16 protein-coding genes and 1 pseudogene are annotated in these 14,631 nt (G+C 38.7%); 9 read left to right on the top strand and 8 right to left on the bottom strand.

Translation table 11 applies throughout. The features are described 5' to 3' along the window. The first annotated feature begins 11 nt into the window (after positions 1 to 11). Positions 12 to 2,849 (top strand): excinuclease ABC subunit UvrA, encoded by a 2,838-nt coding sequence (gene uvrA, locus G9H65_RS08565; RefSeq protein WP_166374930.1) that lies wholly within the window; start codon positions 12 to 14, stop codon positions 2,847 to 2,849. Positions 2,850 to 2,913: 64 nt separating this feature from the next. Here the strand turns inward: uvrA and G9H65_RS08560 are convergent, their stop codons facing one another. Then, positions 2,914 to 3,534 carry a hypothetical protein gene (locus tag G9H65_RS08560; protein WP_166374929.1) on the bottom strand — a complete coding sequence of 207 codons (621 nt, stop codon included), beginning with the start codon at positions 3,532 to 3,534 and terminating at the stop codon, positions 2,914 to 2,916. A gap of 201 nt (positions 3,535 to 3,735) precedes the next feature. Between G9H65_RS08560 and G9H65_RS08555 the strand changes: the two genes are divergently transcribed. The 6 genes from G9H65_RS08555 to G9H65_RS08530 are packed head-to-tail and all read left to right on the top strand — an operon-like array spanning position 3,736 to position 8,718. Next, positions 3,736 to 5,058, top strand: coding sequence for a (Fe-S)-binding protein (locus G9H65_RS08555; RefSeq protein ID WP_166374928.1), 1,323 nt, complete (start codon positions 3,736 to 3,738; stop codon positions 5,056 to 5,058). A gap of 4 nt (positions 5,059 to 5,062) precedes the next feature. After that, positions 5,063 to 6,058 carry an alpha/beta hydrolase gene (locus G9H65_RS08550; protein ID WP_166374927.1) on the top strand — a complete coding sequence of 332 codons (996 nt, stop codon included), beginning with the start codon at positions 5,063 to 5,065 and terminating at the stop codon, positions 6,056 to 6,058. Between the two features lie 3 nt (positions 6,059 to 6,061). Next, positions 6,062 to 6,943 (top strand): sterol desaturase family protein, encoded by an 882-nt coding sequence (locus G9H65_RS08545; protein ID WP_166374926.1) that lies wholly within the window; start codon positions 6,062 to 6,064, stop codon positions 6,941 to 6,943. Between the two features lies 1 nt (position 6,944). Continuing rightward, positions 6,945 to 7,721 carry a (Fe-S)-binding protein gene (locus G9H65_RS08540; RefSeq protein ID WP_235927484.1) on the top strand — a complete coding sequence of 259 codons (777 nt, stop codon included), beginning with the start codon at positions 6,945 to 6,947 and terminating at the stop codon, positions 7,719 to 7,721. Positions 7,722 to 7,725: 4 nt separating this feature from the next. Then, positions 7,726 to 8,220, top strand: a complete 495-nt coding sequence (locus G9H65_RS08535) for a hypothetical protein (protein ID WP_166374925.1) — start codon at positions 7,726 to 7,728, stop codon at positions 8,218 to 8,220. A gap of 3 nt (positions 8,221 to 8,223) precedes the next feature. Further along, a complete protein-coding gene (locus G9H65_RS08530; protein ID WP_166374924.1) occupies positions 8,224 to 8,718 on the top strand; it encodes a GAF domain-containing protein in 495 nt (164 codons plus the stop codon). A 3-nt stretch (positions 8,719 to 8,721) separates the two neighbouring features. On the opposite strand, the gene G9H65_RS08525 is transcribed toward G9H65_RS08530, so the two are convergent. Together G9H65_RS08525 and G9H65_RS08520 are read right to left on the bottom strand one after the other, a co-directional pair. Then, positions 8,722 to 9,225 (bottom strand): DinB family protein, encoded by a 504-nt coding sequence (locus G9H65_RS08525; RefSeq protein WP_166374923.1) that lies wholly within the window; start codon positions 9,223 to 9,225, stop codon positions 8,722 to 8,724. A gap of 74 nt (positions 9,226 to 9,299) precedes the next feature. After that, complete coding sequence (locus tag G9H65_RS08520) at positions 9,300 to 9,962, bottom strand: phosphatidylserine decarboxylase family protein (protein ID WP_166374922.1); 663 nt, start codon at positions 9,960 to 9,962, stop codon at positions 9,300 to 9,302. A 160-nt stretch (positions 9,963 to 10,122) separates the two neighbouring features. Between G9H65_RS08520 and G9H65_RS08515 the strand changes: the two genes are divergently transcribed. After that, positions 10,123 to 11,538, top strand: coding sequence for a hypothetical protein (locus G9H65_RS08515; RefSeq protein ID WP_166374921.1), 1,416 nt, complete (start codon positions 10,123 to 10,125; stop codon positions 11,536 to 11,538). On the opposite strand, the pseudogene G9H65_RS08510 reads toward G9H65_RS08515, so the two are convergent. The 3 genes and pseudogenes from G9H65_RS08510 to G9H65_RS08500 all read right to left on the bottom strand — a co-directional run. Then, positions 11,533 to 11,694 (bottom strand): annotated as a pseudogene (locus G9H65_RS08510) (alpha/beta hydrolase family protein); the annotation flags it as partial. The gene G9H65_RS08515 and the pseudogene G9H65_RS08510 overlap by 6 nt on opposite strands. Positions 11,695 to 11,701: 7 nt before the next feature. Further along, positions 11,702 to 11,869 carry a hypothetical protein gene (locus G9H65_RS08505; RefSeq protein WP_166374919.1) on the bottom strand — a complete coding sequence of 56 codons (168 nt, stop codon included), beginning with the start codon at positions 11,867 to 11,869 and terminating at the stop codon, positions 11,702 to 11,704. Positions 11,870 to 11,940: 71 nt separating this feature from the next. Next, a complete protein-coding gene (locus tag G9H65_RS08500; RefSeq protein ID WP_166374918.1) occupies positions 11,941 to 12,495 on the bottom strand; it encodes a hypothetical protein in 555 nt (184 codons plus the stop codon). 73 nt (positions 12,496 to 12,568) lie between these two features. On the opposite strand from G9H65_RS08500, the gene G9H65_RS08495 reads away from it, so the two are divergent. Beyond that, positions 12,569 to 13,648 carry a long-chain-fatty-acid--protein ligase gene (locus tag G9H65_RS08495; RefSeq protein ID WP_166374917.1) on the top strand — a complete coding sequence of 360 codons (1,080 nt, stop codon included), beginning with the start codon at positions 12,569 to 12,571 and terminating at the stop codon, positions 13,646 to 13,648. Here the strand turns inward: G9H65_RS08495 and G9H65_RS08490 are convergent. Together G9H65_RS08490 and G9H65_RS08485 are read right to left on the bottom strand one after the other, a co-directional pair. Continuing rightward, positions 13,609 to 14,028, bottom strand: coding sequence for a molybdenum cofactor biosynthesis protein MoaE (locus tag G9H65_RS08490; protein WP_166374916.1), 420 nt, complete (start codon positions 14,026 to 14,028; stop codon positions 13,609 to 13,611). The two genes, G9H65_RS08495 and G9H65_RS08490, sit on opposite strands and share 40 nt — an antisense overlap. 1 nt (position 14,029) lies before the next feature. After that, entirely contained in the window at positions 14,030 to 14,521 is a 492-nt protein-coding gene (locus G9H65_RS08485; RefSeq protein ID WP_166374915.1) for a dihydrofolate reductase, read from the bottom strand. Positions 14,522 to 14,631: the final 110 nt, after the last annotated feature.

The raw sequence follows: 14,631 nt of genomic DNA, 5'->3' as shown, positions 1-14,631 counted from the left end.
TGTAGCAACATATGCAGCCACCTAAAGATTTAACAGGGTTTTCTCACATTGAAGTTTTAGGTGCTCGTGAGCATAATTTAAAGAACATCGACGTTCAAATTCCAAGGAATCAATTAGTCGTTATAACCGGGATCTCCGGTTCTGGAAAGTCTAGCTTAGCTTTTGATACGATTTACGCTGAAGGCCAAAGGCGTTACATGGAAAGTTTTTCGGCTTATGCCAGAAGCTTTTTGGGTAATATGGAAAGACCAGACGTGGATAAAATTGAAGGACTTTCACCTGTAATTTCGATTGAACAAAAAACGACCTCCAAAAATCCAAGGTCGACTGTGGGAACCACCACGGAGATATACGACTTTTTGCGTTTGCTTTTTGCTCGAGCATCTGAGGCCTTTAGTTACCTTTCGGGAGAAAAAATGGTCAAGCAGTCGGTGGATCAGATTATCAACACACTTTTACAGCAATTCCAAGGTAGCAAAGTGCAATTGTTGGCACCCGTGGTTAAAGGGCGAAAGGGGCATTATCGAGAGTTATTTGTACAAATTGCTAAATGGGGTTATACCAAAGTGCGGGTGGATGGAGAAATTGTGGAATTGGAGCCTAAAATGCAAGTTGATCGTTTCAAAGTGCATGATATTGAGATTGTTGTAGATCGATTGGTGGTGAAAGAGGATGACCGCTTTCGGATTTCTCAAAGTTTACAAACGGCGATGAATGTAGGTAAAGGGCAAGTCTTTATTTTGGATGAAAAAGCCAAGCTACATTATTTCTCTCAAACCTTAATGGATCCCAAGACGGGTTTGTCTTACGATGAACCAGCTCCGAATTCTTTTTCATTTAATAGTCCTTACGGGGCATGTCCTACCTGCAATGGTCTGGGCCAAATTGAAGAAATTACGGAAGAATCCGTTATCCCAGATCCCGAATTAAGTATTATTCGAGGAGCTATTGCTCCTATTGGTGAATACCGTGATTTATGGATTTTCAAACAGTTGGAAGTATTATTGAAGCCCTATCAAGTGGGCTTGTCGACTCCAATTGCTAAATTCCCCCGAAAGGCTGTTGAACTGATGTTATATGGAACAGATGAACCCGTACCTGTACCTTCTAAAAAATATGTGGGAACAGAATGGACAACGAAGTACGATGGGATTATCCATTTTTTGAAAAGACAGCAGGAAAGTGGATCGGAAAAAACACAGGATTGGTTAAAGGATTTTTTGGAAGTAAAAACCTGTCCTGATTGCCAAGGCTATCGTTTGAAAAAAGAAGCACTCTGTTTCAAAATCGACGGGAAACATATTGGGGACTTGGCTCAAATGGATATTTTGACTTTGGAAACTTGGTTTGAAGGATTGTATTTACGGCTTTCTGACCGTCAACAACAGATTGGGGCAGAAGTGCTGAAAGAGATTCAAAAACGTATTGGATTTTTAACCCAAATCGGATTGAATTACCTGACATTGGATAGACCTATGAAAAGTTTATCAGGTGGGGAAGCTCAGCGCATCCGTTTGGCAACTCAAATTGGAACCCAGTTGGTTGGCGTTTTATACATCATGGATGAGCCGAGCATTGGCCTACATCAGCGGGATAATGAAAAATTAATTCATGCCCTCAAGGATTTAAGGGATTTGGGTAATAGTGTACTGGTGGTAGAGCATGACAAAGACATGATGCTGGAGTCGGACTATTTATTGGATATTGGGCCAGGTGCAGGTAGACATGGAGGACATGTCGTTGGGCAAGGTACACCAGCTGAATTTTTAAAATTACAAACGCCTACGGCACAATATCTAAATGGGCAATTAGCCATTGAAATACCTAAAAAGCGCAGAAAAGGAACTGATAAAGTCATTAAATTGATAGGTGCCTCTGGAAATAATTTAAAGAATGTTACCGTCAAAATTCCTTTGGGAAAAATGATTTCCGTAACAGGTGTTTCAGGATCTGGAAAATCTACCTTGATCCACGACACCCTGGTGCTAAAATTGAAGCAGCATTTTGACCGAACCAAGAGAGATCCTAAGGATTTTAAAGGTATAGAGGGTTTGGAATTGATTGATAAAGTGATTGAAGTAGATCAATCGCCTATTGGAAGAACACCTCGTTCCAATCCCGCAACCTATACCAATATGTATAGCGATATTCGAACCTTGTACTGTGAATTGCCTGAATCTAAAATTCGTGGTTATAAAGCAGGAAGGTTTAGTTTTAATGTCAAAGGAGGTAGATGTGAAAGTTGCGAAGGAGCAGGGAGGAAGAAAATCGAGATGGAATTTCTGCCGGATGTTTTAGTGGAATGTGAGTCATGTAAAGGCAAACGATTTAATCGCGAGACTTTGGAAGTTCGCTTTAAAGGCAAATCGATTTCCGATGTATTGGATATGACTGTGGAGCAAGCATTGGAGTTTTTCGAACATCAACCTAAAATTTACCGTAAAGTAAAAACCTTATTGGAAGTAGGTTTAGGCTATATTACCTTAGGTCAACATGCGACAACCCTTTCCGGAGGTGAGGCTCAGCGGGTGAAATTAGCCGAGGAATTGTCTAAAAAGGACACAGGTAAGACCTTGTATGTGTTGGATGAGCCAACAACCGGTTTGCATTTTCAAGATGTGAAATTATTGTTGGAAGTGCTTCAAAAATTGGTGGATCGAGGAAATACGGTTTTGATTATTGAACACAATTTGGATGTCATCAAGGTATCAGACCATGTCATTGATTTAGGGCCAGAAGGTGGGCTTGCTGGAGGTGAAATAGTGGCAGAAGGTACTCCAGAGGAAGTTGCCAAAGTAAAGCAAAGTCATACAGGAAGGTTCTTATTGAAAGAGCTGAATTTAGCTTAGATTTTCCTAACGCTGGCAAGGTTCGAAACCTTGACAGCGTTGCGAAAACGTAGGGATTTTAAATTTATTCTAACAGTAAACTGATAATGTTTTTTTCTTCTACAGCAGTGGTATGAAATTGTTTGAATTCATCCATTCCACCAAAATAATTTAGAACTGATTTTTTATCTACAAAGCTCTTTTTCATCGTTGAAATATCATAATAGGAGGAGTTTTTGTATTGTCTAAAATCATGCACGATGCCATGATTTTCTGGGTTGAAGTGTAGGTATTTGATGAGCTGAGTAAAATAAACTTCATCTTTCACCAGGACTCTTCTAAATGGATTCTCAAATAATCCTCCAGTTCGATCATTCGTTTTATTAAATGCCTGAGCATAACAATTAAATAGAATTCCAAATTGTGTAGCAATCAATCTTGAAAGGTCGTAATGTTCTCTTTGCTCTGTTTTTATTTTTTTGTGTTCAAAAATTTCATTGGCAGATTTAATTTTAACGAGAAAATGAAAATGATTACCCAGTAAACAATAGGCGTAAGTGTCAGCAATCGGACAAATGTATTTTTGGTATTTTCTAAGAAAGAACCGGTAGTTCCTGTACTCTTTGAAAATTTTAGTACGGTTAATCCCTCGGTTATAAATATGGTACAACTGTTCAGGGGCCATAGGTTCGGTATTTTTTTTCATGATTAGTGATTTTAGAATGAATGAAACAAATGTCATGAATTTGGGAATCATTGAATCTAAAAAAATTGGTAAAAAATATCAGAAATGTGATGAAAAATTTGATTAAAATAAGCTAGCTTTATTGGCATTTCAACAACGCTGTCAAGGTTTTAAACCTTGACAGCGTTAAGGGAAAAAGATTCAGTAAAACACTCATCAATCATGCATATTTTTCTCCAAGTACTTTTTATTTTAGTACTAGTCGGGTTAGGTTATTTGGTAACGCAACGATTTAAACTTATCATAGCCAGTATTCAATTAGCTAGACCCATTGAGCTGAATGATAATCCTGGCGAACGCTGGAAACGAGTAGCTCTTTTGGCTTTTGGTCAGAAAAAAATGTTCCAAAAACCTCTAGTTGGGATTTTTCACTTTTTGATCTACATTGGCTTCGTCTTGATTAATGTCGAGATCCTGGAAATTGTGATTGATGGTATCTTAGGTACTCACCGTATTTTTGCTCCCTTTTTGGGAAGCCTTTACCCTTTATTACTCAATTTTTTTGAACTCCTTTCCTTCGGGGTCTTTGTGGCTTGTGTGGTGTTTTTTCTGCGTCGGGGAGTGACGAAAGTGCAGCGGCTACAACCCGATGCACATCGAGAATTGCAAGGTTTTCCGATACAAGATGCCTATACCATTTTAGCCATTGAGTGTATTTTAATGTTTGCCCTTTGGACCATGAATGCGAGTGATGCCCTTCTACAAGAGAGGCAGGTAGCACATTTTGAACCCGTTGGCGCATTTTTCGTTTCCCAATATTTGATGCCAATTTTGTCGAATCTTTCTACACCCGTTTTATTGATTTTAGAACGAGTAGCATGGTGGTTTCACATCCTTGGAATTTTGGGTTTTGCCCTGTATGTCACCTATTCCAAACATTTGCATATTTTCTTTGCTTTCCCTGCCGCCTATTATTCTAGTCTGGAACCTTCCAGTAAGATGAGTAATATGGCCTCCGTTACCCACGAAGTGAAGTTGATGTTAGGTCAACCGGTTGAGACCAATACTGCCACTCCTGATCAAATGCGATTTGGTGCGAAAGATGTCATGGACTTAACATGGAAAAATGCCTTAGACGCTTATTCATGTACCGAATGTGGCCGTTGTACGGAACAGTGTCCCGCCAATCAAACAGGCAGGGCGTTGTCGCCAAGAAAAATAATGATGGATACACGCGACCGTCTGGAGGAAGTGGGGAAGGGTTTGGCCAAAAACAAGGGTCAATGGACAGAAGATGGGAAATCACTTTTAGGCGATTATATATCAGCTGAAGAATTAAGAGCCTGTACTACCTGTCAAGCATGTGTCGAAGCATGTCCCATGGAACTGTCTCCCCTGAATATCATATTGGCATTGCGCCGTTACCAAATCATGGAGCAATCAGATGCCCCAGCCGCTTGGAATAGCATGTTTTCTAATATTGAAACAAATCAAGCTCCTTGGAAATTTAACCCTTCGGATCGTTTAAATTGGGCCAAATCATAAGCAAATGAAAAAAGTATTTATTCCCATCATCCTTGGGTTAATCTTGTTTTTTACCTTGGGACCAAGTCCTCAAACTCCTTTACTGAATAGAGGTGTTACTTGGAAAAATATTCCAGATTCACTACCTGCCATTGCTCAATATTTACAAGAGAAAGAAGCAGCTTTCCCTCAAATTAAAGCGAATAACGAAGCAAAAATAGTTTGGGCAGACTCGTTGAAACCACAAAAAACGAAATGGGTTTTCATGTATGTGCATGGTTTTTCTGCTTCTCAAATGGAGGGAAATCCAGTACACCGGCAAATCGCAAAAACTTTTGGAGCGAACCTACTTTTGACCCGAGTAGCAGGTCATGGCTTTGCTACATCAGATAGTGTGTTGCAGCATGTAACGGCGGACGACTATTATGAAAGTGTGGAAAATCAATTGGCAGTGGCCAAAAAATTGGGTGAAAATGTCGTCGTGTTGGCTACTTCTTTTGGAGGGGCCTTGTCTTTATCTCTTACTTCACGTCATCCAGAAATTAAAGCCTTGCTTTTGTATAGCCCCTGCATCGCTATTGCAGATCCTGCGGCCATTTTAATGGATAATCCTTGGGGTCTTCAGTTGGCCAGAAAAGTAATTGGTAGTGATTTTAGAGATATTCCTGCTCAAAACCAGGCCCATAATCAATATTGGAACTTGCACTACCGCTTAGAGGGGGCTGTGGAGTTACAGAATTTTCTGACGAATCAAATGACCGACGAGGTTTTTGAACAAGTGAAATGCCCTGTATTTATGGGGTATTATTACAAAGATGAGGCCAACCAAGACCCTGTGGTATCTGTAAAAGCGATGGAACATATGTTTCCATATTTAGGAACTAATCCAACGCAGAAAAAAGAAATGGCTTTTCCTCTTTCAGAAAACCATGTCATTACTTCGGATATTTTAGCCAAAAGAACAGATTTACCTTTGAAGGCAAGTATTCAATTTTTGAAAGAAATAGTTCATCTTCCGTAGATTATGACACCCAATTTAATTCTTTATGCGGTCCCTTTCTTTTTGATTACAGTCATCTTGGAATCCTATGTGGTGTTCAAGCAACATCGTGATTTTGTGGAGACAAAAGATTCCTTAACATCCATTGGATTGGGTCTGGGTAATCTTTTCATTGGATTATTGACTAAATCAGTCATATATGTTTGTTATTTTTATGTCTATGATCATTGGCGACTATTTGATCTTTCCATAAGCTGGTGGTGGGTCTGGGTTTTTGCTTTTTTTGCAGATGATTTGACTTATTATTGGTTTCATCGGATTTCCCATGAGGTTCGCTATTTTTGGGCATCCCACATGGTGCATCATTCTTCCCCCAAGTATAATTTAGCTGCGGCATTACGACAAACTTGGACAGGTAATTTATCCGGAGCATTTTTATTTTATGTTTGGATATTGATGCTAGGTGTACACCCTTTTATCGTATTCTTTTTTCAACAAATTAGTTTATTGTATCAATATTGGATACATACCGAACTAATCAAAAAAATGCCTAATTGGTTTGAATATGTCTTCAATACGCCTTCTCACCATCGTGTGCATCATGGAACTGATTTGGATTATTTGGATACCAATTATGCCGGGATATTGATCATTTGGGATCGGATGTTTGGCTCATTTCAGCCAGAAATCCAAAGACCTCATTATGGATTGACGAAGCAAATTGAAAGTTATAATCCTGCCAAAATTGCCTTTTTTGAATGGGTTCAAATTGTCAAAGATATCATTCATTCGAAAAGCCTCAGAACTGCTTGGAATTATGTCATAGGTCCTCCTGGATGGAGTCCGGATGGTTCAAGATTAACAGTAGAACAAATGCGTCAACAAGATAAGTCGAAAAAAGAATAGCATGGAACTGAAGATAAGTACGATGGCGGAATGGGCCGCTAAAGGAGAAAGCCCTGAGTTTTTGTTTTGGGTCGGATGTGCTGGTTCATTTGATGATCGTCACAAAAAAGTAACTCGAGCTTTTTGTGAAATTTTACAAAAACTTGAGATTTCATTTGCCGTATTAGGAACAGAGGAGTCTTGTACGGGCGATCCTGCTCGTAGGAGTGGAAATGAGTTTTTATTCCAAATGCAAGCTATGTCCAACATAGAGGTGTTGAATATGTATGGGGTAAAGAAAATCGTAACGGCTTGTCCCCATTGCTTCAATACCTTGAAAAATGAATACCCCGAATTAGGCGGAAATTACGATGTCATTCATCATAGTCAGTTACTAGCCGACCTATTGGCAGCGGGTAAAATTCAATTAAAAGAGGAAGAAAAAGAAGCTGTAGCCTTTCATGATTCATGCTATTTAGGAAGAGGGAATGGGATATATGAAGCACCTCGAGATATTATTCTTGGTCTGAAAAAGGAACTAAAAGAACTGAAAAGTTGTAGAACTAAAGGCTTATGTTGTGGAGCTGGGGGTGCTCAGGTTTTTAAAGAGCCAGAACTAGGGAGTATCGACATACAAACCAAACGTTCGCAAGAAATTATGGACTCTGGAGTACAAAAGGTAGCTTTGGCTTGCCCTTTTTGCATGGTCATGATTCAGGATGGGTTAAATAAACACGGAAAAGACAAAGAAATACAAGTAGTAGATTTAGCTGAGTTAGTTCAGCAAACCATGATATAAAGATATGTACGTAGAATTTCAACAATTACCAGCTCATGCTCGCGTTTGGGTTTACCAAGCCAATAGAGCTTTTAATGAACAAGAATTAGCTTTTATTCAATCTTATTTGAAACAGGCTGTGCAAGATTGGAATGCCCATGGTGCTCCATTAGCAAGTTCATTCCAAATCCGATATAATCAGATTATTGTTATTGCCGTGGATGAACATCAGCATGCGGCATCAGGCTGTTCTATTGATGCTTCTACAGGCTGGTTTAAGGATTTGGCATTTCAGATGGGAATAGATTTCTTTGACCGTTCTGTGGCTTTGGTTCAAGAAGATAACCTTATTTTATTTCCTTTATTGGGAATAAAACAAGTGGTTGCCGAGGGAAAAATAACTCCAGAATCGTACATTGCTATTCCTCAAGCGAAGGATTTGGAAGATTATAATACTAATTGGCCCGCCAAGGCAAAAGACTCATGGCTTAAAAAGTATTTTGTAACTGCGTCCGTTTAATTTATGGCAGAAGATTTACAGATTATAGAAGGTAATAGAGCTGATAAATACCAGGCTCTTATCCCCCAAGTAGAGGCACTGATTCAAGGAGAAACAGATTTATATGCCAATCTAGCGAACATTGCTGCAGCTATCCATGCCTATTTCGGCTTTTTTTGGGTAGGTTTTTATCTAAATAAACAAGATCAATTGGTTCTCGGACCCTTTCAGGGTCCAGTAGCCTGCACCCGAATCCCCTATCACAAAGGAGTTTGTGGTCATGCCTATCGAACCCAGGAAAGCATCATTGTGCCTAATGTTGACGAATTTCCAGGTCATATTGCCTGTGCTTCTGCTTCCAAATCAGAAATTGTATTACCTGTGATGGATTCTGCAGGTGAAGTGTTGATGGTCTTGGATGTGGATTCCGATCAATTGGATGATTTTAGTGAAACAGATCGCGAGGGTTTACAGGCTATCATCGATTTGATTGAAAAAAATTATAGTTCTTGGTACTAAACTTTATGCCAAAGGTTTCATTCCCATAGTCAGCCATTCTTCTTTAGAAGGGCCATACATGCCCGGAATAGTAAGACCTTCTTGGCGAATTAATACACTTAGTTGACCACGGTGATGGCTTTGGTGACGAATCAGTATACTTAATACCACACCTCTTTCCCAATGGTCACCGTACATAGGAACTTTCTCTTCCAACATCTCATCTGTCCAATGATTTTTTAAAGCCAATATCAAAGATTCCGATGATTTTTGATATTCCGAAATGAGTTTATCGAGGTCATTTTTTTCTTGGCTGGCATCCACAATCCCCTCTACTTCCTTTAACCCAGCATGATGCAATAATTCGGCAATGGATTCCGTGATATGCCACGACAATCGAGCCATACTTCTGAAATTTTCGCTTGGATTATCTTGTAAATGGCCCGCTTGTATGGCCTGAAACATCTTGATGGTACTATCGGATTCGTAAGCCCAAGCGCGATAAAAATCAGTTAATTGTCTAAACATGGCGATGCTTTTTGATAAAAATACGCCATAGGGAGTTCACATCCAAGATTGAATTGTTCGAAAATGATGAATGGTTATTGAGCAAGTCTAGCAATAACAGTCTCTCCTCCAACAGGTTTGTCGTCTAATTTGACGCAGATTTCAGCATCTAATGGAAGGTAAATATCGATACGACTACCAAATTTGATGAAGCCAAATTCTGTTCCTTGAACCACGGCATCTCCTTCTTTGGCATACCAACAAATACGTTTGGCTAAAGCCCCAGCTATTTGGCGGAATAAAATCTCTGTTCCGTTTTCATGCTTCACCACATAGGTTGTACGCTCGTTTTCCGTACTTGATTTTGGATGCCAAGCGACTAAGTATTTGCCGGGGTGGTATTTGAAATACGAAACGATACCAGAGATGGGATTAAAGTTAATATGCACATTGATTGGCGACATGAAAATGGATACTTGTCTACGCTTATCTTTGAAATATTCAGTCTCTACTGCTTCTTCAATGACCACCACTTTCCCATCAGCTGGGGCAATGATATCTTGGGGATTAATCGGGGTTACACGTTTAGGAACACGGAAAAACTGTACCAAAAGCAAATAAAATAGGGCTGTAATGACTACAACAGCTTCTCGTATGTAAACTTGCTCAGGTAAAAAATAAGCTACTAAAGCATTTATAGCTAATACAATGACAATAGCTGTCAATAAGATAGTTTTTCCTTCTCTGTGTAGGGTCATAAGCGATTTTTATGGTTTAAACCATTCCATGGAATAAACTTTAATCCGTAAAATTAGCCATTTTTGTTGAAAAATTGGGCATGGCTTTTCAAACTAATCCCAAGTATTTGACAATTTTGCTTGAAAAAATCGCATTTTTAGTTTCCTTTTGAATATTTCCATGCGTCTACGCGGCTATTTAATTGCTCTCTTTTTATTGATTCAGGTGGGTGTTCGCGCCCATACAATTGAATGGTTTAGTCCAAGCACAGGGTATTTCTATAAAATCGATTTTGAGAATAGTCAGCTTTCTAGAACCAAGAACGGTCTTCCATGGATGAACTTAGGGGAATTGTCTTTTGAAAATGTCGAAAAGAAAGATTTGATATCGGCGAATTATGCCGTGAAAGAATTTAAAATTGAAAATTCAGACTGGGCTTATCTCTTAATTTCTTGTACTAATCAAGTTTATCAAATTAATAAAAAGCAGTTGTCACTCAAACGGATTGATGAAACCTATTTTCGTGGAGCGAACTGCTTGAGTAGTACTTTTTATCGAAATGGAATTCTTTATTCTTTTGGCGGTTATGGTTTTTGGACTTCCACCAATATTCTGACTAAATACAATGCTGATGGCAAGGAGTGGTTGAGTATTCAAGCTAAAGGAGACGTGCCACCAGCTATTTCCATGGGCCTCACCGCCTATGTGCCTAGCCAGGATAAGTTTATTACGATGGGGAATCACCTTATCAATGATACAGATTCTAAACGATTGGATGTTTTGGATTGGAATATCTATGAATATAATTTTTCAACAAGTGAATTTGTCAGTCAGGGTAACATTGAATTAGAAGAAGTTAAATCCTATTTAGAAAAGGACCTGACCCGTTATTATATATTTAATGGGCGTTATTTCTTTTTATTGGACAAATCGGGTCGTGAAAAGAATTTTGATACCATATACATCATTGATGTGTTGGATGATTTCAAAACTTATGCTTGGAAAAACAAGAATCGGTTGGTCATAGAAGGTCCTTATAGTGGAAATTTTGATAAAGCTTTTCATGTCAATGGAGATACGCTCATTTGGACTAATATATCCAATCAGTCTACTCCCAATACCCTTAAAAATCATCGTATGATGGTGAATGATTTGCTTCGGGAATCAGATTATTTAGGAAAACTTAGTCAAGTACCTTGGTATAAATCCATTCTAGAAGGTTCCATGGTGATGATTTCCATCGGTTTTTTTGTGCTTGCTTTCTTTTTGTACAAGAAGTGGATGAAGAGGAAACTTCGAAAACAACTAAAAATCATGTTGGGAGACAATGAAAAAATGTTGTTAGATTTCTTGATTTTGAATTACACGATAGGGTATATTTCAGGGCATCAAATCATCGCTTTCTTTGGCAAACACAAAAGTTCACCCGAATCACAGCGACAATTTAGGGCAAAAATGTTTGAGAATTTGACCAAATCCTTGCGTTTATTACTTGGTAAAGAGCAAATTTTAGATGTCCATACCGACGAGAAAGATCAACGAATGTTTACTTACCGTCTAAATGCAGAAGTTTATCAAATTCTCAAATCATTATAAATTCTTTAGAAGGAAGTTGGTCATCATTTGATACAAATGATATCGGGTATTTCCTCCTGTAATGCTATGATTCTTATTGGGATAATAGAAACTTTGAAATTGCTTATTGGCCTTGATTAACGCTTCTTGTAAAGCCACTGCATTTTGAAAATGTACTTCTTAATCAAATTTCGGAATTTTTAGGATCTATCACGGAATATTTGATGATTTTACCCTCTTTTAATTCGGTATAATGCTGCCCATCATGTGTCCAATTTAGATTTTGGATGCTTCTTTGGCGGAAAGTATAATTTTGCCAAACATCTTCTAAGCTAACACTTTTTTGGGCCATGCTCACATGAGCCAATAGAAAAATAACAGCGTAGCTGAGGGTGCGAAAAAAACGTAGAATCATAAGGATATTTAGTCTTGAAAAATCACAATCGGACTTGTCTCAATCGTATTGCTTTGATGAAATGCTTTGTCTTTGATAGAAATACGGAATGCCAAGGTGTCGTTTTTCTCCGTAAAATCTGGAGAATAACCTTTGTAAAAGGCATATACAAATTGTGTGGAGTAGGAAATGTAGCCTTCGATAGGTCCGGGTTTTTGATCAGGTTTAAAAGGGAAATTCATTAGGCCTCCAAGTTTGGGGCTAAATGTTACTGGAATGAATTTGCCATTTTTCTTCAATAAAACATCAACTTCGAAGTTGCGGTAATCTTTGTATTTGGGGTCGGAATTTTTTTCAGCGGTGCTAATTCCCAAATCGCCGTCGCCATCTTGGAATTTGATCGTCATCACGACGGAATCAATTTTGGCTTTTCCTCCGAAACCATCATTACTGATCTTGGTGATTTTTTTAATGGACTCAAACTCAATATTGGGAGTAGTACCATAATCAGGTTCTTGAACGCAGGCAAACAATGCCCAAGTGCAAAATGAGGTGATGATGAAGAGACTACCTAGTTTAATCATGAAGATTCGATGGTCATTAGAAGCGTAAAGTTAATGATTTGCATTAATTTTGTGCATAATTTCAAAAAAAGCTATGCAGAGTGGAAACGAAGATTGGGAAAGCCTTTCTTTGAGTTTGAAGAATCGGGTGAGTCAGATGAAAGATGCTGATTTTGAAAACCTAGCTTTGGATGTTTTTCGCTATCAAGCAACTCATAATCCACTGTATCATATATACCTTGGATTATTAGGCGTAGATATTAATAGCATTTCCTCCTTGGCTGAAATTCCTTTTTTACCCATTGAGTTATTTAAAAACCATTTGGTTCAATCGGGCTTTGCTCCCATTTTATTTCAATTTGAAAGTTCAGGAACTACGGGTCAAATCCCCTCCAAGCATATTGTATGTGATCCCGAATTTTATCAAGTTCAGGCAAAAAGAATATTTGAGGCTAATTATGGCTCACTGACAGACTACCATATCTTTGCGCTTTTGCCTTCCTATTTGGAAAGAAGTAGCTCTTCTTTGGTCTTTATGATGGATTATTTTATCAAACAGTCGGGATCGGAGTTAGGAGGATTTTATTTAAATCAATACGAATTTTTGGTTGAAAATTTGAAAGCTGCGTTACAGACTGACCGGAAGATTTGGTTGATGGGTGTAACTTTTGGTTTGTTGGATTGGGTAGATGCAGGTCAGGATTTTACATTTTGGAAAGATGCCGTGGAAGCGGGTCGCATCATGGTGATGGAAACAGGTGGGATGAAAGGGAGACGGGAAGAATGGTTACGAGAAGAGGTTCATGCTTTTCTTCAAGCGAAAATGCAGGTACCGCAGATTGCGTCAGAATACGGTATGACAGAGTTATTTTCTCAGGCATATGCGGATAAAGATGGAGTATTTACTCCAGGAATCAGCATGCGGGTGTTATTAAGGGAGGTCAATGATCCATTTGGACAAGTCACTCAAGCAGGACGAGTGGGAGGTATCAAGGTTATTGATCTCGCCAATATAGATTCCTGTTCATTTATTGAAACCAAAGATTTGGGTTCATTGGAAGCGGATGGGATTCGATTTAAGGTATTGGGGCGTTTTGATAATTCGGAACAAAGGGGCTGTAATTTGATGCTCGCTCAAGGATGGGGAACTAGCCAAGAGGAACCATCTTCATAAAATTCATTTTTCCAAATAGGTACTTCTTCTTTTAGTCGGTCGATCAACCACTGACAAGCTTGAAAAGCTTCTGCTCGATGTACGCAAGTTACGCCTATTAATACAGCGATATCCCCGATTTTCAATGGGCCTGTTCGGTGAGCCATAACTACTTTTTCAATGGGCCATTTGGCTCCAGCCTGATCAATCAATAGGTTTATTTGTTTCACAGCCATGGGAGGGTAAGCTTCCATATCCAGTGATTTCACGTCTTTATTTTGATTTTTATTTCGAATGGTGCCAATAAACAAACATATTCCTCCTGCCATGTCATCTTGCAAAAAAGGGTAAAATGCATCCAGTTGGATGGCTTGCTCGAGTAAAGCCACTTTTCTTTCCATGTTATTGGATTCTTTGGTAAGTTAAAAAACTGTACTGGTAGGGATTTTTTTCATCGGTAATGCCTCTTTCTGTCTGTATGACTTCCCAATCTTGGCTGGAAAGTTCGGGAAAAAAGGTATCTCCATCAAAATAATCATGCAGGCGGGTGAGTATAACTTGGTCGGCAATCTCGATGGCTTGTTTGTAAATTTCCGCTCCACCAATGATGAAAACATCCTCTCTAGATAGGCTTTTTGCTTTTAAAATGGCTTCCTCCAATGAATGGCAAAGTATGATCCCTTCGCTGTGGATGGCTTTTTGTCGGCTGACAACTAAGTTATTGCGATTAGGTAAGGCTTTGCCGATGGAATCAAAAGTCTTTCTTCCCATGATAATGGAATGCCCGGTGGTCAAATTTTTGAAGTGTTTTAGATCCGCCGGAAGGTGCCAAATGAGTTGATTGTTTTTGCCAATGACGTTTTTTTCATCACAAGCCACGATTATTTTGATCACGGGATTTTTATTTTTATCAAAATTACGGGAAATAATGGGACGAAAAGAAATCAAATGAGTGAAAAGGTCTGTGTGCTTAAAATTCCTGATTTTTATTTTCAATAACGTTT

Origin of the sequence: Aquirufa ecclesiirivi, from assembly GCF_011250515.1 — a bacterium.
In the GTDB taxonomy this organism is placed as follows: Bacteria; Bacteroidota; Bacteroidia; order Cytophagales; family Spirosomataceae; genus Aquirufa; species Aquirufa ecclesiirivi.
This window is presented reverse-complemented; position numbering and strand designations above follow the sequence as displayed.